We start from the raw sequence: 23,069 nt of genomic DNA, 5'->3' as shown, positions 1-23,069 counted from the left end.
CTGCGATGACAACTGAAAAGAAAAAAAAGAATAAAGTTATCCCGATTATATTAACCGCTTTAATCATAATTGGAGCCATATTTGGCACTAAAGAATACATCTATTACAGTAAACACGTAGACACTGATGATGCGCAGATTGATGGTGACATAAGTCCTGTTGTGGCGCGTGTAGGCGGCTATGTAAATCAGATCAGCTTTGAAGAGAATACCTTGGTACATGAAGGTGATGTTCTGGTAAAACTGGATGACAGCGATTATAAAGTAAAGCTTGAACAGGCACAGGCGGGTCAGCAGGGTGCAAATGCAGGTGTTGGGGTATCTCAATCACAAATAGCAGCAACCGCAGCAAATACAAGTACTGCCAAAGCAAATATCGAAGCCGCAAGGGTAAAACTTGATCTGGCAAATAAAGATTATACCCGCTATGCAAACCTTGTGAAAGACGGTTCTATTACCCAGCAACAGTTTGACCAGGCAAAAGCACAAAAAGAGAGTGCAGAAGCTGCTTTGACTGCTGCTAAAGACCAGTATACCGCCGCGGTTAAACAGGTAAGCACAACACAATCTCAACTTGCTGTGAGTAGCAACGGGGTTACCCAGCGCCAATCGGATGTAGATTTCGCAAAGCTGCAATTGTCATACACTGAAATTAAAGCCCCGGCAACGGGCATTGTTTCTAAAAAGAACGTTCAGAAAGGACAATTGGTACAGGCCGGACAATCGCTGTTTTCAATAGTAAATGAAAACAGTATTTACGTAACTGCAAACTTCAAAGAGACCCAACTTGAAGACATTACCCCGAGACTGAAAGTGAGAGTTGAAGTAGATGCTTATCCTGATGAAGACATCCAGGGGGAAGTGTACAATTTTGCACCAATTACGGGAGCAAAGGGTTCTCTTTTACCTCCGGATAATGCTACGGGTAACTTCGTAAAAGTAGTGCAGAGAGTGCCTGTAAAAATTAAGATCACCAAAGCGCCAAAAGATGTTTTGGCTAAGCTGCGTCCCGGCATGAGTGTTAAAGTTTCTGTTTCTATAAAAGATTAAAAATGGCCGAGCAAGGTTTAAAAAAGTGGGTAATTACGTTTACTGTGATCACAGCTTCGCTTCTGGAGCTGATTGACACAACCATTGTAAACGTAGCTATACCACAGATACAGGGTAACCTGGGCGCAACCCTTGAGGATGTAGCGTGGTTGTCCACAGGTTATGCTGTTGCCAATGTAATAGTTCTGCCGATGTCGGGATGGCTTGGCAGTCGCTTTGGCCGAAAAAATTACTTCCTGTTTTCGATTATCTTATTTACAATTGCCTCATTTCTGTGTGGAAATGCAACAAATCTGAAAGAACTAATCGCATTCCGTATTTTGCAGGGACTCGCAGGAGGCGGACTGATCTCGACCGCGCAGGCTATTCTAATTGAAACCTGGCCAAGGGAAGATGTTGGTATTGCAACAGCCCTTTTCGGACTTGGTGCCGTTGTAGGGCCTACTGTCGGCCCTACCATTGGCGGATACCTGCTTGAAGTAAGCACCTGGCCATGGATTTTTTATGTAAATATTCCTGTCGGTATTCTGGCAGCCTATTGTACGTATACATTCGTCAGGGAAACGCCCAAAGATGGTAAGGGAATGCCCGTCGACTGGTGGGGAATTGTGTTACTGGCTTTAGCTGTGGGCAGCTTACAAACCGTACTGGAAAAAGGTGAAAGTGAAGATTGGTTTTCGACGCCGTACATCACTGGCCTGGCAGTTACATCTGTATTAGCGCTACTGTTGTTCATCTGGAGGGAAACCACTACCGACCACCCAATTGTGAATTTCAAGATTATGCGTCACCGCAGTTTTTCGGTAGGGATGTTTACTTCCTTTGTATTGGGATTTGGGTTGTACGGTTCAGTATTCGTCTTCCCTGTTTTTTGTCAGAATTTACTAGGTTTTTCGCCTCTGCAAACAGGAGAATTGTTATTCCCCGGAGGCCTGTTTACCATTGTAATGATGCCATTTATAGGCATCATGCTAAAGAAGAATATTCCTGCACAGTTTATGGCTACCATAGGTATGTTTCTTTTTTTCGTATTCTGCAGCATGTTGAGCAAATCTACTTTACAGTCGGGGACCAGCGACTTTTTCCTTCCACTGATCATCAGGGGCATTGGTATGGCGCTGCTATTCGTACCGCTAACAACGCTAGCCATACAAGATTTGAAAGGCCCTGAAATTGGTCAGGGTTCAGGGCTGAATAATATGATGAGGCAATTAGGTGGTTCATTTGGAATTGCTGCCCTTACCACATTAATACATGTTCGTCAAGGCTTCCACCGCAGCAATTTACTGGTAAATGTAAATGAGTATAACCCGGCTTTTACAGAGCGTTTCAATGGTTTTATACGTAACTTCATGGCTAAAGGTTACAACTATCTTGAAGCAAAAACGCTTGCCGTCAAAGCAATAGACGGAGCAGTAACCAAACAAAGCTTATTGCTCACTTACAGCGATGCTTATTGGGTAGCCGGATTAGTGCTATTGTGCTCTATTCCGCTCCTATACCTTCAGAAATTCAAAAAGAACGTAGAGGTTCCCGCAGACTTACACTAAACAAAACAGCCGTTAAGAAAATCTTAACGGCTGTTTTACCCCAAAAAATTAACAATTAATTTGCCTGATTATTGTGTTTAAGCAATAGATTAGGCACATAAGTTTAAAAGGATTTGTTTAACCTCTATGGAACTAAGTTATTGATTTTTATGAAAAAATCAAAATTAAATTAATAGCCCTCAGTGGTCTTTTTTTTGGATGATTTTTGGTAGCTTAAGCGCTCAAAATTTTCCTTAAAAAATGATGCAGAAACAACGCGTAAAAGGACAGAGAGAATCCGTATTTAATAATGAAGTAGTTTCCAGATTCGAACTCTATAACAGCCTTTTCCTTACCCTTCCGTTCTACAAGATCAAAGATACCGGTACACTACTACCCCTGTTTATCAAATATTGTGAAGATGGTGTAAACAAACATGAAACACCCTCACACATCATCAATACTTTTTTTAAGAAATACACGCAGACTAATGCGAATAAGGAAGTAATTGATCTATTGTTCCGGTTTATCCAATATATAGAGCGTCAGGTGGTGCTTTTTGATGCGGTAGAAGATGCTTCGTTCAACAAATTGAATGCAGATGATGAGCACAATGCACTCCTAGGATATCTAAAAAAAGGCAACGACAGTAAAGCACTTACTGAAAAGATAGAAAAATTAATTAAAGATTTTTCTCTGCGTTTGGTACTTACAGCACACCCAACCCAGTTTTATCCGGGAAGTGTATTATCGATTATCACCGACCTGACCAGCGCCATAAAGATCAACGACATTTCAACTATACATCTGCTCTTGCAGCAGCTGGGTAAAACACCCTTTTTTAATAAAAAATCCCCTACCCCGGTAGATGAGGCCTTAAGTCTGGCCTGGTATCTCGAAAATGTGTTCTATTTTGCAGCAGCAAATATTCAATCTGAAATTGATAAGAGTCTGAATGACTACAACATAGAATCTAAAAAGATCATCGAGCTTGGCTTTTGGCCGGGTGGCGATAGGGACGGCAATCCAAATGTACATGCCGATTCAACCATACAGGTTTCTAAAATGCTGCGCCAGATCTTATACAGATGTTACTACAGAGACTTCAGGAACCTGAAACGTCGCATCACCTTTAGAGGGGTTGAAGAACCAATTGCTATTGTCCAGGATGTGTTATACAAGAATGCTTTTGATCCGAACATTGAGATGGAAAACATTTCTGATGATCTGATTGAGAAGCTAACAGAGATCAAATCAACTTTGATAGACCATCATGATGGCTTATTTGCGGACCTTGCTACAGACCTGATCCGAAAAGTGGAATTATATGGCAGCCATTTCGCTTCTCTCGATATCAGACAAGATAGCCGTGTACTGAGGGATGTCCATGCTTATTGCAGGAAAAGCAAGCCCATCATCTCCCTATTCCCGGAAAATTATGATGGCTTATCTGAAAAAGAAAAAATTGCAACCCTTTCATTCAAAAGCGCAAAAGTTATTTATACCGAAGACCGTAACTCTTTAATAGACGATACCTTACAGACCATTGCAGAAGTGAAACAAATACAGGAAAGCAATGGAGAACTGGCCTGCCACCGTTTTATCATCAGCAACTGTCAGCAAGCCAGTGACATCCTGCAATTGATGGAACTGTTTTTATGGAATGGCTGGGAAGAGGGCAACCTAACGATGGACTTTGTTCCTTTGTTTGAAACAGTTCATGACCTCGCAGATGCTGGGAAAATAATGGAAACACTTTATTCGCATCCATTTTATAAAAAACACCTGAAAAGCAGAGGCAATAAGCAGGACATTATGCTGGGTTTCTCAGACAGTACCAAAGATGGCGGATATCTGATGGCCAACTGGTCTATTTTTAATGCTAAAGTGGCCTTAACAGAAACCGCCAATAAGCACAACATCCAACTTGCGTTTTTTGACGGGCGTGGCGGACCGCCTTCACGTGGTGGTGGTAAAACACATCGTTTTTACGCTTCTATGGGTAAGGAAATTGCAAATAAAAATATCCAGCTTACCATTCAGGGGCAGACCATCAGCTCCCAGTATGGTTCAATTGACAGTGCCGAATTCAATATAGAACAACTAATCAATGCAGGCATATCTGCCGGAATGAAAGAGAAGCACAACATTCTACTGGATCCCGTACACAAAAACCTGTTAGATGTAATGGCAGAGCACAGTTATAACGCTTTTGTAAGTCTGCGCAAACATCCGTTATTCTTAAGTTATCTGGAGAAATTTTCGCCATTGTCCCTGCTATCCAAAATCACAATCAGCAGCAGACCAGTAAAAAGAAACTCAGGCGAAAAATTAAAGCTTGAAGACTTAAGAGCAATCAGTTTTGTGACCGCCTGGAGTCAGCTGAAACAGAATATTCCTGGCTTTTATGGTATGGGTACTGCATTAAAAAACCAGAAAGATGCCGGAAATTGGGACGATATCGTAAAAACATACCAGGAATCAGGATATTTCAAAACGATTATCGACAACTGTATGATGTCGATGAGCAAATCCGATTTCTCGGTAACAGCCCATTTTGCCAAGGATAAAGAATATGGTGATTTCTGGAAAATGCTGCACGATGAATTCGAGCTTTCTAAGGCCATGCTGTTAAAGCTCGCAGGCCACGAGACCTTAATGGAGAATTATCCCGTTGAGAAGCGCTCTATTGCCGTTAGAGAGAAGATTGTACTTCCTTTAGTGTTGATCCAGCACTACGCCCTCGAGCAACTTCAGAATGAGCTTTCCGATGAGGAAAAGCAATCCTATGAAAAACTGGCGATAAGAACTGTATACGGTGTTGTTAATGCCGGAAGAAACCTGGCTTAAAATGCAAATCGTCATCTTAACAACCGGAGAGGTCTCTTGATTAAATTTTTTCAGGAGATCTTTCACTATGTTCAAGATGACGATATTGCTTATTTAAATATCGGGTTTAAATCAACTGTGATTTACCTGTCAATTGAGCCCATTACTTTTTGAGAAAATGCATTCAGCGCGTCCTTTTCGGTTATCCCTGAATTAACGTCGGCATGAACCTCAAGCGCTCCGCAGATGTTAGTGATCAGTTCTCCCGCCACATCTACTTCTGTTTCACTTACGCCTCTAAATTCACAGAAGGCCTCTAAAACGGCTAATGTTACTTCAAGATCTTCAACTGTACTATTTTGAAATAGCTGTCTGATAACTGGAATCTTCATTATTTTATTTTATCAAATAATTCATTTAAAATCTCTGCCTTATTAGTCTGAACCTGGTGCACCAAAGCTCCTCCTGCAAAAGCTGCAAAAGTTGGCAGATTATCAACATTTGCCAGTTTTCGCGAATCAGGAAGTTTCTCCGCATCCACGATTAAGAATGTGACATCTTCATTTTCAGACGCCAGTTTCTTGAATTTCGGTTTCATGATTCTGCAGTTTCCACACCATGATGCTGCATACTGAACCATTACCTTGTTGTTTTCAGCAACATATTGTTGAAGATTATCTTCTGTTAATTCTAAAACCATCTTTTCTGATTAATTAGCGCTTAAGTATTCTGCAACGCCTGTTCTGTTTGCGCTCATTGCTTCTTTACCTTCTTCCCAGTTAGCAGGACAAACTTCGCCATGTTTCTGAACGTGAGCATAAGCATCAATTAAACGTAAGTATTCTTTAACATTTCTACCTACCGGCATATCGTTTACACTCTCGTGGAATACTTTACCTGTCTCGTCAATTAAATAAGTCGCCCTGTAAGTCACGTTTGATCCTGAGAATGACTCATTACCTTCTTCATCGTACTCTACTTCCTGCTCTACAATACCCAAAATATTAGATAAATGTCTGTGGGTATCTGCTAAAATCGGGTAAGTTACTCCTTCAATACCACCATTATCTTTTGGAGTATTTAACCATGCAAAATGAACTTCATTTGTATCGCATGATGCACCGATCACAATTGTATTTCTCTTTTCAAAATCAGGCAATGCTGCTTGGAAAGCATGTAATTCTGTAGGGCAAACAAAAGTGAAATCTTTTGGATACCAGAACAATAAAACCTTGCTTTGCTTACTTACTGCTTCTTCAAATATGTTGATCTTTAAATCATCACCCATTTCTGACATTGCATCGATACTAACACTTGGGAACTTTTTACCTACTATTGCCATAATTATATTATTTTTTTTTCTGGCGCAAAGGTACGGCAAGTAACGCTCAAATGCAATCAAGTTTAGCTATTCAGGCATACTTAATCTTGATACACGAATAGGTTTTATCTATACTTATCTAGAAATGATTAGTTTTCGATTATAGTATAGTCATTACTTTTTCAAGGTAGTTTCGAAGAGTTTAAAAATTCTTTTGTATTCATCGGTCCAGCTTGAAGGTTCCAAAAAACCATGATCTTCTACAGGATAAACGGCTAATTCCCAGTTATCCTTTTTCAATTCTATCAAGCGCTGGGACAAACGTACGATGTCCTGAAAATGTACATTTACATCAATCATCCCATGGCACATCAGCAAATTACCTTTCAATCCATCGGCGAAATAAATAGGCGAGCTTTTCTTGTAAGCCAATGAATCAGCACTCGGCTCATTTAGAATATTTGAAGTATACCCGTGGTTATAATGCGCCCAATCTGTAACAGACCTAAGGGCCGCTCCACTTTTAAAAACCTCTTGCTCGGTAAACAATGCCATCAGCGTAATGAAGCCGCCGTAAGAACCGCCGTATAGTCCTACATGCTTAGGATCCACACCGTACTTCTCAACTAACATCTTTACGCCGTCGACCTGATCTGTCAGATCCTTTCCTCCCATATGCCTGTAAATTCCGGTACGATGGTCTCTTCCATATCCTGAACTTGCGGTATAATCAATATCAATTACCGTATAACCGTTATCTGCCAGCATGTTGTTGAACATATATTCCCTGGAGTATTGGCTCCACCAATAGTGAACATTTTGCAGATAACCTGCGCCGTGTACAAACACGACCGCCGGATGGTTTGGGTGTGGATTAGCCGCAGGATACACTCTTGCATATACATCTGCACCATGTCGGTTTTTAAAGAATACCAGATCCGGCGTCCTCCATTTATAGGAATTAAATTCCGCCGTTGTAGAGCTGGTAACCTTTACCGCCTTTGCACCTGGTTTATTCTGCTGAACATATAGCTCCCACGGCTGGTTCATGTAAGAATAGCTAACCGCAATCCATTGCTCGTCCGGGGAAAGTGTAACTAAGTTACCTCCTTTCATTGTGGTGACTTGCTGGAGCTCGCCGCCGTTCACATTTAGTTTATAAAAATGGGTAATTCCCGGATGCTCCTTGTTTGCGGTAATATAAAAAGTCTTCTTGTCCTTTGAAAGCTGTAGCTCTTGTACTTCCCATTTTCCGGATGTCAGTTGCTTCTTCTGACCATTGTTTACATTTGCTGTATACAAATGTGAATAGCCGCTGACCTCGCTTTGGTAATAGATCTGATCGTCATTAATCCATCCCATATTTAACGCACCAATGCCAGGACCGCCTATCCAAGCCTCATCTCTTTGTCGGTCGATCAGGCTCAAATTCCCAGTAGTAGCATCAAGCTTTAAAATCCACAAATCTTTATTATCCCGTGATTCCGCCACTATAAAAGCCATAGTTCCCGAACGATTCCAATTTGGACTGCTTAGATTCACATTACGGTCTTCATTCTTTTTCTGCCTTTCTTCCAGCTGCTTAGGATAATCCTTGACATAATCTGGTAAATCTTTGATCCCCTGGATTTGTCCTGTATTTATTTTGTATACTGTATCTCTTGAGCGATCATAAATATAATTTTCAGACAGAGAGGACGGTTCTCCCACCTTGGCCCGGGTATTCATATCCTCTGTGTAACCAGAAGAGGTTACGTAATTAGGAACTATCGTCCCTTGTCCTCCAGCTGAAGGGATCATCAGTTTATAGGAAACATACTTCCCGTCAGGACTCAGCTCCAGGCCGGCAAGAAACTTGTCTTCAGTATAAATCGGCTTAATAACTTTTTCGTCTTGTCCTGGTTTATCCCTCCGCTCTGTGTGCTGTTTATTTCTTTTTTTAATGATATCAAAAAGTTGCTCCTGGTCATTCTTTAGCCAGGCATTCTGATCTAGGCTTTTTGCACGTTCAGCTTTTCCAGGCTTCTTGCCCTTTACAAAGTGAGTCAGCTGTTCCGTCTCACTGGTTTTCAGGTTTAGAGAAAAAAGATTATCTCCCTGTCTATAGGCAATATTTCCATTGGTAAGGAATTTTGCATTACTCTCCCTGTCTATGGTATAAGTAAGCCTTTGCTCTTTTCCACTTTTTAAAGCATACAGATAAATATCTCCGCCTTTTTCAGCTAAAGCCATCGAAGCATCGTTGCTGTAGGTATATCCGGGACTTAAAGTCTTTTCCATTGCTGTCTCGTCAGATTTCTGCGGTTTAAGGTTTGCTGTACTGACCCTATAAAGCTCATCTTTATCCTTACTTTCTGGGTTCCAGTTAAAGAACAAAGTCTTACTATCTTCCGACCAGCGATAATTAGAAGGGGAAACGCCTACCCACTTTTGACCACGCATAATTTTTTCTACGCTAAGCGGAGTGATTTGCTGGGCATGAGCAAGACATACAGGCCAAAGCAGCAGGATAAGGATTTTTTTCATCCGTATAATTTGTTTCAAGTTATTTTTACCGGACAACTTTGCCCGTCTTATCTAAATTCACATTAAAGGGTTTCAAATACCGGCTCAGAACCGCAAACTCCCGGCGGGTAATGACACGGTCACTATCATATTCAGTGCTAAAGTTATAACCTTTCTTCCAATTCTTTTTTACCTCCTTAATGGTATTTTCTAATGACAGACCGGCAACGTATGAGATCATTTTCAAAGTATTGTTAATCGTCATTTTTTCCTCTTTATGGTCATCAAACCAAATCTGAGCTTTGTAATAATAGGATTTTACCGGCTCTTTGATCTCAACAGAAAGAACTTCCTGGTCTGGTCTGAAATAGGCTGTCCCATTTGATATTTCTGCTTTCAGGAAACCGGAAAGACCAATCACCTGTATGTCTTTCCAGTTACTGTCTGCATTATTTACATCTGCAAATGGCGCTAATGATAGTTTATAATTGAGTAGTTCTCCCTGAATAAGCTTTAGGTTCGCCAGAGATATTTTTGTCTTAAAAAACACAGCATACGCTGCTGTTGCGCCGGCAGCCTGGCCTGCGACAAAACTCTCCTGATCAGGATTCAAGACTATCAGGTTCTCCTGCCCGGGCAGCATCAATTTGTCCATCAAAAGAAAACTTGCAGATCCACCGCTCAGAATATAACCCGACGCAACACTGGCCCTGTACAAGTAATCATCATAATTAAATGGTTTCCATTGAAGCGGTACTTTCGGAAGCTGCAGCGCATTACTTACTGTTCCGGTTCTATCCGCATTCACCAAAACACCGGCTTTGATGATTTTACCGCCTGTCAGTTCGATATTCCAGCCACTACCCGATCTTTTTATTTTGAGCAGGCCTGCTCCTCTGATGACAGTCAGGTTCTTTAAAGTATCTGTCCATGAACGAACTACAGTGCCTACTGTAGAATAGTCGACCAGCACCTGTCCCGCGTTACCCTTAATCCTTTTCAATATTTCCCCTTCAATTCCTGAAGCCTGACTATTGCCTAATGCTGAAAGCTGAAAATCCTGTGTGCTCAATATCAATGTTGTTTTTACACCCGACACTGCCGATTGGATTCCTGCCCCAACAGCACTGTTTCCATTTCCAATTACGACAACCCCTGTTTTGGTTGTCTGTGCTTGCGAAACATAGCTAAACACCGTTAGTGCCAAAACAATAAAAAATCCGCTTTTCATTTTGTATTTTTATTTAACTTATGCAATATCCTTTAAATGAATCTATTTTGGATGTAAAAGCACTAAAGGATTATTAATTTAACCTATTTTAACAAAAACCGCCAAAGGCTTCAAAATTATGATGCATACGATCAATTCTGTTTTTAAGGCCCAGCAAGCGTATAAATATACGCTTAGAGCGAGCAATGCAACACAAAGAATCAATAAATTAAAAAAATTGAAGGATAGCATTGAAAAACATGAAGATGCTATTTATGAAGCATTACAAAGTGATTTGAGAAAATGCACCTTTGAAGCAGCAGTAACAGAGCTTATTTTTATTTACGGTGAAATCGATTTCGCAATAAAAAACCTGAACGGATGGATGAAGCCCAAGTTTGTAGGAAAAACCATCACCAATCTTTTTGCAAAAAACAGGATATATTATGAGCCTAAAGGGGTCTGTCTCATCATTTCACCTTGGAATTACCCATTTCAGCTAATGATGAGCCCGCTTATATCTGCCATTGCTGCAGGAAATTGCGCCATACTTAAGCCATCTGAACTAAGTCCGGAAACCAGTGCCATTCTGTTAAAAATTATAGAAGAGTGTTTTGAAGATAGTGAAATTAGCTGTTTTGAAGGCGATGCATCCGTTTCTGCCGCGTTACTTACCCTTCCATTTGATCATATATTTTTTACCGGCAGCACTGCCATTGGAAAAGTAGTGATGGAAGCCGCAGCAAAAAATCTAACTTCGGTAACGCTTGAACTGGGTGGAAAATCTCCGGTAGTCCTGGATTCCTCGGCCAACTTAAAAAAAGCAGTAGAAAAGATAGCCTGGGGCAAACTAATGAATGCAGGACAAACCTGCATCGCTCCCGACTATATACTCATACCCGAGGACTTACAGCAATCCTTTATACAACAATATAAAGAAGCTGTTGAAAGAATGTTTTTTAACGGCAATCAGAAACCTGATACTACCATATATGCTAAAATCATAAATGACCGCCATTTTAATCGTCTTTCGGGCTTGATTAACGATGCATCTGCCAAAGGAGCTGAAATCATTTATGGCGGCGTCACAGACCCGTCAGAAAGAACCATTTATCCCACAGTGATTACAAATCTTTCTCCTGATGCAGAAATTATGAGAGAAGAGATATTTGGGCCGATTCTGCCCGTAATCCCTTTCAAAAAGCTGGACGATGCCATTGCAATGATCAATGAAAAAAGCAAGCCTCTGGCGCTCTATATTTTTAGTGAAAATAGTCAGAATATCCGTCACATCATCAAACAAACCAGCGCAGGGGGAACCTGTGTAAATGATGTGCTCATCCACATATCTAATCCAAAACTCCCTTTCGGGGGGGTTAACGGGAGTGGCGTTGGAAGTTGCCATGGGCAGTTTGGCTTTAAGACTTTCTCTCATGAAAGGGCGGTTGTATTTCAGTCCGGATTTGATGTTACAAACCTGATTTATCCTCCATATGAAAAGAAAAGTTGGGTATTGAGATGGCTGAAGCGGTTGATGTAACTAGCCAATCTTTACTGATGTCATTGTCAGTGATCCTCCGACAGCCTTATCATTGAACAGGGAAACTTCTTCCTTTTCATTTTTTAACCCCAGAGTATACATCAGCGGCAGATAATGTTCAGGCGTGGGGATCGCCAGCATCGCTTCCTTTCCGAGTCCCTGATAATTCATCAATGGCTTATGATCATTATTCATAATCAGAGTTTTAAACTTATCGCTGATTTGAATCGCCCAGTCGTACCCCCCTCCATGGATCATGGGCCAGCTGATCATCCTCAAGTTATGTACCATATTCCCGCTTCCAAGAATCAGAACTCCTTTTTTACGCAGTTGATAAATTTCTTTTGCCAACTCGTAATGATAGGTTGCGTCTTTGGTATAATCGATGCTCAACTGTAAAACCGGGATACTTGCATCGGGGTACATGTGTTTCACAACGCTCCATGCCCCGTGATCTAAGCCCCAGTCATGATCCAGTCCCACGGTCGTACTTTGTATTAACCTAGCTGTTTCCACTGCCAGCTCCACATTTCCATGAGCTGGATAAACTACATCAAAAAGCTGCTGGGGGAACCCTCCAAAATCATGAATGGTTTGCGGAAAATCCATAGCAGTAACATGGGTCCCTTTTGTAAACCAATGCGCAGAAACGACAAGTACGGCAGCGGGCTGAGGAATATCCTTGGCCACTGCAGCCCATTTTAAACTGAATTCATTGTCTTCAATTCCATTCATAGGAGAACCATGGCCAATAAATAAAACCGGCATCAGGGTTTCCTGAAAAGGTAAGTTACTTGTGAATCTTTTGAACTGGGATAAGGCAGTCATGATAATGGAATTGAAGACAATTGTTTATTTTACTTAGCCTGAGTAAACTCCAGGTTTAAAGTAATTTTGATGTCCTTAGCAATGCCGGCAGCAGTTGGATCATACTTAATGTTATAATCAAATCTATTGATACTTGTGGTCGCTGCAAATCCTGCTTTTGTATTTCCCTGCTGATCTTTAGCTGTTCCTCCATAAACTACAGCGAATACGACATCTTTCGTTACATCACGGATGGTCAGCTTACCATTCAGAACATAGGTATTGCCTTTGATCTTTTTAAATGATGTACTTTCAAAGGTCATCTTAGGAAACTTCTCCGCATTGAAGAAATCGTCAGTTTTAAGGTGATTATCCCGCATTTCTACGCTGGTGCTAATACTGTTTACATCAACGTTAAAGCTTATTTTTGCATCTGTAAGATCTTCTTTAGCGGCGGTAACTGTCCCCTCAAATTTCTTAAAAGACCCGTCAACAAATGAGATTCCCATATGCTTTACAGAAAAATTCACAAAAGAGTGCATAGGATCTACATTCCATTTGGTTTGTGCGAATGTCGCAGCGCTGATTGACACGGCAATCAGGAATAAGAATAATTTCTTCATATTTTTTTGAATTAATGATTGTATAAAGTTATAACCAATCAAACTGCGAATTGTTGACCTATGATAAGAAATGATTTTACTTCAATACACTAAAAAAATTGAATTCTATACGCGCCAGATACATGCCTTTATTATATCTTCCAGGCAAGTTGCCTGCAAGCTCAAAGCGATACCCAAGATCTATTCTGGTTCTGCTGTTGAGAATCACCTGAACAGCAGGAGCCAGATCCACGTAAGATCTTCCGTTATCCGGATTTGTTTTCCCCAATACCTCGAAGTACAGGTTAAAATTAGGTTGGTTATAGTCCTTGTATACAAACGGCAACAACAGGTATCCAGAAGATAAGCTGTATCCTAACATTTCATCCGGCTGAGGCATCCCTGCCAACTGCTTTTCCGTAGACTCAAATGATTTATTATAGCTTAAAGTTCCTGAAAGGGCCAGCTTATGTAGTAGTTGCGTAAATATTACTCCTGTCTGAAATCCACTATTGTCCCCCTCCAGGTTAATATCCTCAGTATATGTCGGCCTTTTACTTGTACTTACACGGGCAAACGCAGCAGCTCTAAAATGGCTCTGCGCTTCATCCATCGATAAGAACCGATACTTCGCATATAAACTACCGCCTTCAACCCTGTATTTACCATCCATATCAGACATAAAACCCTGTGCATGGATCATCAGGTTTTTGTTGAAGCCGATCATAGCTTCAGGAATAAGCCTATTGGCAAATTCAGGCTTGAAGATGCCTTCACTTGTGATCCTGACCCCAATTGATTTTGACGGCATATTACTCGCAGGTTCTGTAAAAACATACAGTTCCTGAGATTTGGCGGTACTCATAAAGAATATGAGCACCGCCATTAAATTAAAGAATCTCATAAAAGCTGCTTAGATCGTTAAATGATAAATTCTTGTTTTCTTACCATTTATAGTTCCCGCACCAGCAGCATAAGTATCCGTTTTATACTGAGCTGCCTTTTTCTTAAATGACGATCCCGAGATAAAGTCTTTATCTACCACGCTTGCCTTTACCGGGCCATTCAGTGTCTTGTTCTTTGCGTTGAGGAACTTGTATACATTTGTACCTATCACAGCTTGCCCATTATCGTCTATTTTTGCATTATTGAAATTAAAAACTGCTGTTAAATTTCCAACAGAGAACCCGGCATCCTGCACCTTCTTTTTGATCTGGTCTATGTTAACTCCTTTGTTTTCCTTGAAGTCCAGCACAAATATGTTCTTGTTCAGATCGGGCTTAACACCTTCTACAAAATCAAGAGTCCTAAGCGCTTTTTCCGTTGCCTGCGAACACATAGAACAGGTAAGCCCTGTAACTTGTAATTCTGCCGTGGAAATTTGCTGTGCCGAAGTCTTAACTGAGGTAAATAGAATAAAAAATATACTTAAATATTTGATCGTTTTCATTTGAATTGCTTTTAATTGTGAATAAATTTTTGAAATAAATCGCGACTATAGATAGTCCTATCTATAACGGCAGTTAAATTTATTCCGGTCTAATTCCTAAAAATGCAATTGTAAATGTGCAGTGAAAGTACTGCGGAGAGCGGCGGAGCTTTATTCTCTACTTTATGATAGATATGAGAAACAACCGCTGAAAAAGACTTTCTGATTAAATGCCCTAAAAACAACTCTAAACTAAAGTCCTGCGGAAGCTTTACTTTAAATCCAGCTTCATGACTGTCTTTTACTTTTACATCGATGGATGAGTCTTTACAGCAGTCATGAGCCTTACTGGCTTTTTCTTCCCCTTTACAAGCTCCGCATTTTGCAGGCTTTGCCAATCGGACAGAAGAAAGTTTGCCACTGCAAAAATGCATGTTCAAGCCTATCCCGATTGCTGTAATTAGGTAGAAGGCGCACAAGCACATGGCTATTTTTTGTTGCAGTTTCATTATAAGCAAATATGAAGAATAATTCCCATAAAATATCTTTTGCGTGTTGATACTAAGTAAAATAATTGATAGGCTTCCGCTTGCCAACAAAAACATATTTAACTTAACTTAGCGCGAAATAATCACTAAAAATGAACAAGTTCTTTACCCTAATCTTATGCTGTTGCTTCTTTTCAGCGTTTTCTGCTAAGCCTAAACATCAATATGTTAGGATCAAAACAGCTAAAGGTGAATGCATCATTAAGCTTTACAATGAAACACCAAAACACCGGGATAATTTTATAAAATTGACGAAAGATCATGTTTTTGATGGCTCTTTGTTTCATCGGATTATTAAGGACTTCATGATTCAGGGAGGAGACCCTGATTCTAAAAATACCAAACCAAGAGAAGAACTTGGCAATGGCACCGTGGGATATACCGTGCCCGCCGAATTCAAGGATAGCCTCTTTCATAAAAAAGGAGCCCTGGGTGCGGCAAGGGATAACAATCCTGAAAAAGCATCCAGCGGGAGCCAGTTCTACATCGTTCAGGGCAAGAAGTTTACAGATGAACAGCTTGATGCCGTTGAAAAAAACCGCCTCCAATTTAAAATCCCGCAATGGCAAAGGGAAATTTATAAAACACTGGGCGGAACCCCTCACCTTGATAGAAATTATACCGTATTCGGGGAAGTTGTAAAAGGCCTGGAGATGGTAGACACCATTGCGGTTCTGGAAAGGGATTCAAATGACCGCCCCGTTACAGACATCAGCATGCAAGTTTCTGTTTTGAAACGAAGAGAAGCAAAAAAGCTGGAAAAAGAACTCAACAAAAAGATTAAACAATAATAGATATGAAGATCATCTCTTACAACGTTAACGGTATCCGCTCGGCTTCCACAAAAAACTTCTTCGGCTGGCTTCAGTCTACAGATGCCGATATGATTTGCTTACAGGAAGTAAAAGCGCTCCCTTCCCAGATTCCGGAAATTATTGCATTAATTGAACAGCTAGGATATCACCACTATTGGTTTCCTGCTGAAAAAAAGGGATATAGTGGGGTTGCCATTTTAAGCAAAATCAAACCCAATCATGTGGAATATGGTTGCGGAGAGGAATGGATAGATAAAGAAGGACGTATTTTAAGGGCCGATTTTGACTCTTTCTCTTTAATGAGCCTCTACATGCCGTCCGGCTCTAGTGGTGATGAGAGACAAGTTAAAAAGTACGAATTCATGCGTTTTTTTGACACATATATAGCCGGCCTCCGGTTGAGTTATCCCAATCTGATCATTTCAGGGGATTATAATATCTGCCATACTGCAATTGACATTCACAATCCGAAATCCAATGCCAATTCTTCCGGATTCCTTCCTGAAGAAAGGGAATGGATGGAACTGTTTTTAGGAAACGGCTTTATAGATACTTTCAGGCATTTCAACAAAGATCCCAACCACTATACCTGGTGGAGCTTCAGGGCAAATTCCAGAGCAAAGAACCTCGGCTGGCGTATCGACTATCATCTTGCCACCCAACCAATGCTGCAAAGGCTTAAACATGTTAAGATCTTGCCTGACGCCATCCATTCTGATCATTGCCCTGTTTTATTAGAATTAAATCCTCAATAATGTCTGCACTTCTAATCATAAATATCGCTTCCCTTGCTGGCATTCATGCCAAAGATACCCTTCAGCTAAAAGGCACCGCCATGGCGGAACTTCCAGAGATAAAAAATGCCTGGCTTTTGTGTAAGGATGGGTTGATTGCCGATTTTGGAACGATGGAAAACATTCCTTCGGGGTTATTGGACAGCATACCCACTGTTTCTGCCAATGGCGGCTACGTATTACCTTCCTGGTGCGATTCGCACACGCACGTTGTTTTTGCTGCACCAAGGGAAGAAGAATTTGTCATGAAGATCCAGGGAAAAAGCTATGAGGACATTGCAGCAGCAGGCGGAGGCATCCTGAATTCTGCAAGGAAACTTCAAATAGCAACCGAAGATCAGTTGTTTGAAAGTGCTTCAGCAAGACTTCACGACATGATACTACAGGGTACAGGTGCCGTGGAAATAAAAAGCGGATATGGTCTTTCCTTGGACAGTGAAATAAAGATGCTTCGCGTCATCAAAAGACTCAGAGAAACATTTCCTATTGCGGTTAAATCCTCATTTTTAGCTGCTCATGCTTTTCCTCAAGAATATAAAAATGACCATGAGGGATATATCCGGCTAATCATTGATAAAATGCTCCCACAAATAGCTGAAGAGGGCCTGGCAGATTACATGGACGTCTTTTGCGAACAAGGCTTCTTCTCTGTTGAAGAAACCTCGAGGCTTTTGGACGCCGGAGCAAAATACGGGTTGCCGCCTAAGATCCATGCCAATCAGTTGTCTGTTTGCGGTGCTGTGGAAACAGGAGTAAAACATAACGCTGTTTCCGTGGATCATCTTGAGGTTACAGACGATGCGGCAATCGAAAGTTTAGCTGGAAGCAACACCATAGCAACCTTATTACCATCCTGCTCTTTTTACCTGAACATCCCTTTTGCCAATGCAAGAGGCCTCATAAATGCAGGTATCCCTGTCGCCGTAGCAACAGACTTTAACCCAGGTTCTACTCCCTCAGGAAATATGAACTTTGTAGTCTCCCTTAGCTGCATCAAGCTAAGGATGCTGCCTGCGGAAGCCATTAACGCAGCGACCATTAATGGTGCTGCCGCAATGCAGCTAAGTGATCAGGTAGGAAGTATCGCAATTGGCAAGAAAGCAAATCTAATGATTACCCGACCAATGCCATCGCTGGCTTATCTGCCATATAGCTTTGGTCAGTCCCAGATAAAAATTGTTATATTAAATGGAAGGATCTACGATGGAAGGCCTTAAGATTTATACTCCTGAAGACATCAGAGCCCTTGTAAATATACGGGAAGGAGAAACCAAGCTCGGCGAATGCGTACAGTTTATTTTAAGTCTGGAGGAACTGGAAACATCAAGCGCTGCTTTCGTTTTAATTGGGATACCTGAAGATATCGGTGTGCGCGCCAATCACGGCATTGCGGGAGCCTCAAGCGCATGGCAACCTGCGTTGAAGGCGATATTAAATATACAGAGCAATCGTTTCTTACAGGGCTCAGAATTGCTTGTCCTGGGGCATTTTATTTTTAATGACCCAGAAGTGCTTGAAATCGGCGCGCTTCAACAAAAGGTGGAACAAATCGATACCATCGTATATGAACTAATTGAGCGCATTGTTGCTGCCGGAAAAACCCCCATAGCAATCGGAGGCGGCCATAACAATGCTTATCCCATCATAAAAGGAACCTCGCTCGCCAAACAAAGGGCAATCCATGTCATCAATATAGATGCTCATGCGGATTTGAGGCCCGCTACAGGCCGGCACAGCGGCAATGGATTTAGTTATGCGCTCAAACACAACTATCTGGGTAAATACGGAATTTTTGGCCTGCACCAAAATTACAATAACGAGGCGATTCTCCGGGAAATCGATAGCAATCCCGATATTTATACGATCTTCTTTGAAGAGGTATTGACCAATCCCAACTTCAAAATCCAGTACTGGAAAGAACTGGCAGAAAATTTTGAATCCCCTGGACTGGAAATCGACCTGGATAGCATAGAAAATGTACTTTCCAGCGCGGCCTCTCCTTCCGGGTTCAATTTAAATCTGATCCGCGATATCCTATTGACCTCAACCAAAAAGTATGCTTATTTGCACATTTGCGAAGGGGCTGTCGCCATGTCTGACGGCAGAACAGACCAACAAACCGCTAAGGTTATCGCTTACCTGGTTACAGACTTTCTAAAAAATCAGAAATAAAAATGCCCCGGAGCCTACGTCCCGGGGCATTCACCTATAACCTAATCCTAATATTTTAACACCTTAATCTCCGTCCTCCTGTTCTTCTGATGGTCTTCTTCAGAACATTCTACACCATTTCCGCAATTATTTAGTAACCGGGTCTCTCCATATCCCTGCGCTTCCATCCTGCTTCGCTCTACTCCTTTACTCACCAGATAATTAACAGCGGCCTGAGCTCGATTCTGAGACAAAGTCATATTATACTGATCTTTTCCCCTGCTGTCAGTGTGCGAAGACAATTCTATCCTTAGCGTTGGATTTTGAATCATGATGTTCAAAAGGTTATCCAGTGTCCTGGCCGCATCTGGTCTGATTGCTGATTTATCAAAGTCATAATGAATGTTTTTAAGTACAAAGATTGCTCCTGCATCCAGGTTGTTAATGCCTAGCTTTAATGTCACATACAGTGTTTTACTTCTGTCAAGCCCTTTTGTACTCACACCTTCTGTTTGTGAAAATTTACCGGCCTGGTTCGCAACCACATTGTAATCAGATTGCTGATCCAGCTGATAAACAAATTTCGCCTCCCCATCAGAAATCTGACTCATGTTTTTATCTGTTCCGGTATTCGTAAGCACAGTACTGATCCCTGGCAGTTTTGCATTATTATTAGCACTAATGGTTTCTCCGATCAACGTAAATCGTGGATCATCATGATAAATTTCTTTATAAATCAAGGCTCCTGATTTATCAAAATCAATGTCACTGATAGCTACCGGAATCGCCGCAATCCCATTCTTAACCGCTTTAATTTGATAACTTCCTCTTTGTGCCGATTTAATCCGCTCGGCTTCGCCATTTGAATTGCTGACAGACACTTCATCTCCTCCATTCCGGCTGATGGTTACCGTAACACCACTTAAGGCCAATCCAGTTTGCTTATCTTTCACAACGACCAGGATGTCTTTGGCTGAAACCACAGGAGCCACAGCTTTTTTAACCGGTGCTGCTTTCACAGGTGCTTGTCTTTTTTTGCTTCCAAAAGTAAATCTGATTCCTGCAGCCACATTAACAGCCTGAACAAAAGTCCTCTGACTCACAGGAACTTCCTCATAAAAATCACTTAAGTTGGTAATTTTATCACCTTTTATAGTAAAAACATCGGCTGAAGTAATTGCTTTTTTCTGTTGGTAACCACTAACATGAAATTCACTGGAATCTCCCCCAAAGTTTTTCCCAAACGTCCTGAGATAGTCTCCTTGCACAAAAACGCCCCAATTCTTATCTATATGATAAGACAATCTAAAACCACCAAGTCCCATCCAGGCTTTTGTAATACGGTTTGGATTATTGGTATAATAATTATCAAATAAGTTTAATGCGGGCCCCACAGCCTGGTTGATGAAGACAGACTGTGTATATTCAGGAAAGCCCTGAAACAATACTCCGCCACGCAGAAATGCCTCCAGATCTAATTTACCTAAAGCGGCTTTATAAGATGGGCCTATACTGACCCCAATGTGCTGAAATGAAGGATGATTTACATAATCCGTTGCAATGTAACCATTACTAAAAAAGACGCTGTCGAATTTCCTGATGTCGTGGTTCAGAAACCTTGCATCGACTCCTATCCCCCAATTATTGCCTTTAAAATACTTATCGATCGCTATGCCGGCATGATACCCATTTTTTGCCCTGCCGACATCTCCCTTATAAGCGCCCATCGGCATGCTTAATCCACCAAATGCTGCGATCTGCAGTTTGCCGGTCCTTTCTCCGGATAAAGTATCCGAAAGCTTTTGTGCCCAACTTAAAGTGGCCACCAACATCATTATCCATGTAAATATTAACTTTTTCATAATCACTCCTTTCATTTATGTGAACTGTTTGGAGAGATATCAGGCAATAGGAATTTTTGTTACCTATTTTTATGAAATAATTAGAAAAAGTAGATTTTATCTGGTGTAATGCATAGATCAAGGGCAATGTCATTTTCATGAACATCATTAATAACATCTACAGGAGCGAAGAAATTAAGCCCTACCTTGACGGTAAAAATCCCATTCAGAAACCGGTCGTAAAAACCTTTACCATACCCTACCCTGTATCCCTTAAGGTCAAAACCAAGCAAGGGGATAATCACCATATCAACCGCCCCTTCATGAAGATTTGTTTTTTGGGGTTCTAGAATGTTATAACTGTTTTTTTCCAGTCTTTTTTTTCCTTCATAAACGTAATTGGACATAAGAAAAGTGTCGAAATCCGCTCTTGGAACAATAATTTTAATTTCAGGATGAGCCAGACTCAGCCAATCAATCAACAAAAAGGTATCTGGCTCTTTTTTTTCTGCAATGGGAAGGAATATATGGAGGGTTTTAATAGCGTCGAAATCAAGATTCTTAAACTGTGCTAATAATTTTGAATTAAAGACAGAGGCCTCTTCCGGCGACAAGCCTTTACGCTGTAACAGCGCCTGTTTTCGGACTTCTGCTTTATTCATAGACAAACTTAGGCAAATCTCCCAATTTAGTGTAAAAAAAGATGGCTTCGGGAACCACTCCGAAGCCACAATCAACCTAAACCTAAAACTAAACTATGAAAATTCTTATTTTACTCTTTCTATATAGTCACCAGTACGAGTATCAACCTTAACTTTATCGCCCTGATTGATAAACATTGGGACTTTTATCTCTACTCCTGTCTCTACAGTAGCATATTTCAATGCATTTGTAGAAGTATCACCTTTTACTGCAGGCTCCGAATAGGTTATTTCTAATTCAACATGTGAAGGTGTTTGTGCCATAATTGGTTCATCACTTTCAAAAGCGATGATCACATTCATTCCTTCCTTTAAAAACCGAACACTTTTACCAAATAATAATTTAGGTATGTTAAATTGTTCGTATGTAGTATTATCCATTACTACAAGTGCGTCGCCATCTTCATACAAATACTGGTAATCGTTGGTCTCCACACGGCAAATCTCTACATCTTCATCTACACGAAATCTATATTCAACCAATTTACCGGTCTTAACATTTCTCATCCTGGCCTGGTAGAAAGCACGCAAGTTACCCGGCGTACGGTGTAGAAATTCTTCTACTTGTACCAATTCTCCGTTGAAACGAAGGATATTACCATTTTTTACTTCTGATGCTTTTGCCATTTTTCTTTGAAATTGTGCCTAAACTTTCGGCCTTTTTTCGTGCCGCAAAGGTAAGACTATTTATTAATTATACAATAGTAATTTTAAATTATTTTTTTTATGCCTTTTAACACCCCAAATAAAGCGCTTAAGCAGTATTGCAAATATAATTTTAAGTTATTTATAATCCATTATCCGAACGAAATGGTTACAAAAGGAATACTCATCTTCTTGATTGGAACCTACAATTACAAGTTTATTCTTGCTGAATTCTTTCATCAGTTCATGATACCAGTTAAGCCCCTGAACATCCAGATTCGACGTAGGTTCATCGAGTAACAATAAAGGACTATTGGTACAGCAAGCCAGAGCAAGCTTGGTACGCTGCTTCATTCCTGAGGAAAAGTATTTTAAAGCCTTATCCTGAGATTTAGCCAGCCCCAATAAATCCATCACATCAGATTTACTGATTCCTTCGTACAACCCTTTAAATTGAAAATGAAAATCAATCGTCTCCTGAAGCGTAAATTCTTCAATCAGATCTACATAAGGAGCGGCAAAGCTCACATATTGATAAATGTCCTCCAATGAAACCGGCCGGCCCTGGTCATAAACTATTTTCCCCTCCGAAGAGGATAAATTACCCAACACAATGCTCAACAGGGTTGACTTTCCCGAACCATTAGGACCAAGTATTGCATACTTCCCGCCCGATTCAAACCGGTAGTCTATTCCCCTGAATATCCATTCCTGATTAAATCTCCGCCCAATGTTCGTTAAAGTAATCGTCAT

22 protein-coding genes are annotated in these 23,069 nt (G+C 40.8%); 8 read left to right on the top strand and 14 right to left on the bottom strand.

Annotated elements, in window-relative coordinates; genetic code table 11:
- The first annotated feature begins 5 nt into the window (after positions 1 to 5).
- From FA047_RS14500 to FA047_RS14490, 3 genes are all read left to right on the top strand, one after another.
- Positions 6 to 1,049, top strand: coding sequence for an HlyD family secretion protein (locus FA047_RS14500; RefSeq protein WP_136836797.1), 1,044 nt, complete (start codon positions 6 to 8; stop codon positions 1,047 to 1,049).
- A 2-nt stretch (positions 1,050 to 1,051) separates the two neighbouring features.
- Complete coding sequence (locus tag FA047_RS14495; RefSeq protein WP_136836796.1) at positions 1,052 to 2,599, top strand: DHA2 family efflux MFS transporter permease subunit; 1,548 nt, start codon at positions 1,052 to 1,054, stop codon at positions 2,597 to 2,599.
- A 240-nt stretch (positions 2,600 to 2,839) separates the two neighbouring features.
- Entirely contained in the window at positions 2,840 to 5,428 is a 2,589-nt protein-coding gene (locus FA047_RS14490; RefSeq protein WP_136836795.1) for a phosphoenolpyruvate carboxylase, read from the top strand.
- A gap of 122 nt (positions 5,429 to 5,550) precedes the next feature.
- Here FA047_RS14490 and FA047_RS14485 read toward each other — a convergent pair whose 3' ends face one another.
- From FA047_RS14485 to FA047_RS14465, 5 genes are all read right to left on the bottom strand, one after another.
- Positions 5,551 to 5,799, bottom strand: coding sequence for a DUF6952 family protein (locus FA047_RS14485; protein ID WP_136836794.1), 249 nt, complete (start codon positions 5,797 to 5,799; stop codon positions 5,551 to 5,553).
- The gene (locus tag FA047_RS14480) at positions 5,799 to 6,107 is read right to left on the bottom strand and encodes a thioredoxin family protein (protein ID WP_136836793.1); all 309 of its coding nucleotides are present in this window, start codon (positions 6,105 to 6,107) and stop codon (positions 5,799 to 5,801) included. The genes FA047_RS14485 and FA047_RS14480 overlap by 1 nt, the downstream gene beginning before the upstream one ends.
- Before the next feature lie 9 nt (positions 6,108 to 6,116).
- Positions 6,117 to 6,749 (bottom strand): peroxiredoxin, encoded by a 633-nt coding sequence (locus FA047_RS14475; protein ID WP_136836792.1) that lies wholly within the window; start codon positions 6,747 to 6,749, stop codon positions 6,117 to 6,119.
- 153 nt (positions 6,750 to 6,902) lie between these two features.
- A complete protein-coding gene (locus tag FA047_RS14470) occupies positions 6,903 to 9,254 on the bottom strand; it encodes a S9 family peptidase (RefSeq protein WP_136836791.1) in 2,352 nt (783 codons plus the stop codon).
- Positions 9,255 to 9,279: 25 nt separating this feature from the next.
- Positions 9,280 to 10,464: a hypothetical protein gene (locus FA047_RS14465; protein ID WP_136836790.1), complete on the bottom strand. Its 1,185-nt coding sequence runs from the start codon at positions 10,462 to 10,464 to the stop codon at positions 9,280 to 9,282.
- Between the two features lie 118 nt (positions 10,465 to 10,582).
- On the opposite strand from FA047_RS14465, the gene FA047_RS14460 reads away from it, so the two are divergent.
- The gene (locus FA047_RS14460; RefSeq protein WP_136836789.1) at positions 10,583 to 11,983 is read left to right on the top strand and encodes an aldehyde dehydrogenase family protein; all 1,401 of its coding nucleotides are present in this window, start codon (positions 10,583 to 10,585) and stop codon (positions 11,981 to 11,983) included.
- On the opposite strand, the gene ygiD is transcribed toward FA047_RS14460, so the two are convergent.
- The 5 genes from ygiD to FA047_RS14435 form a co-directional block, all read right to left on the bottom strand.
- Positions 11,984 to 12,811 carry a 4,5-DOPA-extradiol-dioxygenase gene (gene ygiD / locus FA047_RS14455; RefSeq protein WP_136836788.1) on the bottom strand — a complete coding sequence of 276 codons (828 nt, stop codon included), beginning with the start codon at positions 12,809 to 12,811 and terminating at the stop codon, positions 11,984 to 11,986. It abuts the gene before it with no gap.
- Positions 12,812 to 12,840: 29 nt separating this feature from the next.
- On the bottom strand, positions 12,841 to 13,413 hold the full coding sequence (locus tag FA047_RS14450; protein ID WP_136836787.1) for a YceI family protein: 573 nt from the start codon (positions 13,411 to 13,413) through the stop codon (positions 12,841 to 12,843).
- Between the two features lie 76 nt (positions 13,414 to 13,489).
- Positions 13,490 to 14,278, bottom strand: coding sequence for a hypothetical protein (locus FA047_RS14445; protein ID WP_169304416.1), 789 nt, complete (start codon positions 14,276 to 14,278; stop codon positions 13,490 to 13,492).
- Positions 14,279 to 14,305: 27 nt separating this feature from the next.
- Entirely contained in the window at positions 14,306 to 14,842 is a 537-nt protein-coding gene (locus FA047_RS14440; RefSeq protein WP_136836785.1) for a heavy-metal-associated domain-containing protein, read from the bottom strand.
- A gap of 89 nt (positions 14,843 to 14,931) precedes the next feature.
- Complete coding sequence (locus FA047_RS14435; protein ID WP_136836784.1) at positions 14,932 to 15,330, bottom strand: HYC_CC_PP family protein; 399 nt, start codon at positions 15,328 to 15,330, stop codon at positions 14,932 to 14,934.
- A 131-nt stretch (positions 15,331 to 15,461) separates the two neighbouring features.
- Here FA047_RS14435 and FA047_RS14430 point away from each other — a divergent pair, with 131 nt between their 5' ends.
- Genes FA047_RS14430 through FA047_RS14415 form a run of 4 tightly spaced genes read left to right on the top strand, consistent with a single transcriptional unit; the run spans position 15,462 to position 19,150 of the window.
- Positions 15,462 to 16,160, top strand: coding sequence for a peptidylprolyl isomerase (locus FA047_RS14430; RefSeq protein WP_136836783.1), 699 nt, complete (start codon positions 15,462 to 15,464; stop codon positions 16,158 to 16,160).
- Positions 16,161 to 16,165: 5 nt separating this feature from the next.
- Complete coding sequence (locus FA047_RS14425; protein ID WP_136836782.1) at positions 16,166 to 16,939, top strand: exodeoxyribonuclease III; 774 nt, start codon at positions 16,166 to 16,168, stop codon at positions 16,937 to 16,939.
- A complete protein-coding gene (gene hutI / locus FA047_RS14420; RefSeq protein ID WP_136836781.1) occupies positions 16,939 to 18,195 on the top strand; it encodes an imidazolonepropionase in 1,257 nt (418 codons plus the stop codon). The genes FA047_RS14425 and hutI overlap by 1 nt, the downstream gene beginning before the upstream one ends.
- A complete protein-coding gene (locus FA047_RS14415) occupies positions 18,167 to 19,150 on the top strand; it encodes a formimidoylglutamase (protein ID WP_225872744.1) in 984 nt (327 codons plus the stop codon). The genes hutI and FA047_RS14415 overlap by 29 nt, the downstream gene beginning before the upstream one ends.
- A 47-nt stretch (positions 19,151 to 19,197) precedes the next feature.
- Here the strand turns inward: FA047_RS14415 and FA047_RS14410 are convergent, their stop codons facing one another.
- The 4 genes from FA047_RS14410 to FA047_RS14395 form a co-directional block, all read right to left on the bottom strand.
- Positions 19,198 to 20,991 (bottom strand): OmpA family protein, encoded by a 1,794-nt coding sequence (locus tag FA047_RS14410; protein ID WP_136836780.1) that lies wholly within the window; start codon positions 20,989 to 20,991, stop codon positions 19,198 to 19,200.
- 80 nt (positions 20,992 to 21,071) lie between these two features.
- Entirely contained in the window at positions 21,072 to 21,632 is a 561-nt protein-coding gene (locus tag FA047_RS14405) for a 5-formyltetrahydrofolate cyclo-ligase (protein ID WP_136836779.1), read from the bottom strand.
- 105 nt (positions 21,633 to 21,737) lie between these two features.
- On the bottom strand, positions 21,738 to 22,298 hold the full coding sequence (efp, locus tag FA047_RS14400; protein WP_136836778.1) for an elongation factor P: 561 nt from the start codon (positions 22,296 to 22,298) through the stop codon (positions 21,738 to 21,740).
- 156 nt (positions 22,299 to 22,454) lie between these two features.
- Positions 22,455 to 23,069 (bottom strand): ABC transporter ATP-binding protein, encoded by a 615-nt coding sequence (locus FA047_RS14395; RefSeq protein WP_136836777.1) that lies wholly within the window; start codon positions 23,067 to 23,069, stop codon positions 22,455 to 22,457.

The organism is Pedobacter frigoris, assembly GCF_005116445.1.
GTDB classification, from domain to species: Bacteria; Bacteroidota; Bacteroidia; order Sphingobacteriales; family Sphingobacteriaceae; genus Pedobacter; species Pedobacter frigoris.
The sequence above is the reverse complement of the archived record's forward strand: the minus strand, read 5'-3'. Positions and strand labels throughout refer to the sequence as shown.

Excerpts from the sequence above, each read along its gene's own strand:
- FA047_RS14500 (WP_136836797.1), top strand. The coding sequence starts at position 6 with ATGACAACTGAAAAGAAAAAAAAGAATAAAGTTATCCCGATTATATTA.
- FA047_RS14495 (WP_136836796.1), top strand. The coding sequence starts at position 1,052 with ATGGCCGAGCAAGGTTTAAAAAAGTGGGTAATTACGTTTACTGTGATC.
- FA047_RS14490 (WP_136836795.1), top strand. The coding sequence starts at position 2,840 with ATGATGCAGAAACAACGCGTAAAAGGACAGAGAGAATCCGTATTTAAT.
- FA047_RS14485 (WP_136836794.1), bottom strand. The coding sequence starts at position 5,799 with ATGAAGATTCCAGTTATCAGACAGCTATTTCAAAATAGTACAGTTGAA.
- FA047_RS14480 (WP_136836793.1), bottom strand. The coding sequence starts at position 6,107 with ATGGTTTTAGAATTAACAGAAGATAATCTTCAACAATATGTTGCTGAA.
- FA047_RS14475 (WP_136836792.1), bottom strand. The coding sequence starts at position 6,749 with ATGGCAATAGTAGGTAAAAAGTTCCCAAGTGTTAGTATCGATGCAATG.
- FA047_RS14470 (WP_136836791.1), bottom strand. The coding sequence starts at position 9,254 with ATGAAAAAAATCCTTATCCTGCTGCTTTGGCCTGTATGTCTTGCTCAT.
- FA047_RS14465 (WP_136836790.1), bottom strand. The coding sequence starts at position 10,464 with ATGAAAAGCGGATTTTTTATTGTTTTGGCACTAACGGTGTTTAGCTAT.
- FA047_RS14460 (WP_136836789.1), top strand. The coding sequence starts at position 10,583 with ATGATGCATACGATCAATTCTGTTTTTAAGGCCCAGCAAGCGTATAAA.
- ygiD (WP_136836788.1), bottom strand. The coding sequence starts at position 12,811 with ATGACTGCCTTATCCCAGTTCAAAAGATTCACAAGTAACTTACCTTTT.
- FA047_RS14450 (WP_136836787.1), bottom strand. The coding sequence starts at position 13,413 with ATGAAGAAATTATTCTTATTCCTGATTGCCGTGTCAATCAGCGCTGCG.
- FA047_RS14445 (WP_169304416.1), bottom strand. The coding sequence starts at position 14,278 with ATGGCGGTGCTCATATTCTTTATGAGTACCGCCAAATCTCAGGAACTG.
- FA047_RS14440 (WP_136836785.1), bottom strand. The coding sequence starts at position 14,842 with ATGAAAACGATCAAATATTTAAGTATATTTTTTATTCTATTTACCTCA.
- FA047_RS14435 (WP_136836784.1), bottom strand. The coding sequence starts at position 15,330 with ATGAAACTGCAACAAAAAATAGCCATGTGCTTGTGCGCCTTCTACCTA.
- FA047_RS14430 (WP_136836783.1), top strand. The coding sequence starts at position 15,462 with ATGAACAAGTTCTTTACCCTAATCTTATGCTGTTGCTTCTTTTCAGCG.
- FA047_RS14425 (WP_136836782.1), top strand. The coding sequence starts at position 16,166 with ATGAAGATCATCTCTTACAACGTTAACGGTATCCGCTCGGCTTCCACA.
- hutI (WP_136836781.1), top strand. The coding sequence starts at position 16,939 with ATGTCTGCACTTCTAATCATAAATATCGCTTCCCTTGCTGGCATTCAT.
- FA047_RS14415 (WP_225872744.1), top strand. The coding sequence starts at position 18,167 with ATGGAAGGATCTACGATGGAAGGCCTTAAGATTTATACTCCTGAAGAC.
- FA047_RS14410 (WP_136836780.1), bottom strand. The coding sequence starts at position 20,991 with ATGAAAAAGTTAATATTTACATGGATAATGATGTTGGTGGCCACTTTA.
- FA047_RS14405 (WP_136836779.1), bottom strand. The coding sequence starts at position 21,632 with ATGAATAAAGCAGAAGTCCGAAAACAGGCGCTGTTACAGCGTAAAGGC.
- efp (WP_136836778.1), bottom strand. The coding sequence starts at position 22,298 with ATGGCAAAAGCATCAGAAGTAAAAAATGGTAATATCCTTCGTTTCAAC.
- FA047_RS14395 (WP_136836777.1), bottom strand. The coding sequence starts at position 23,069 with ATGACGATTACTTTAACGAACATTGGGCGGAGATTTAATCAGGAATGG.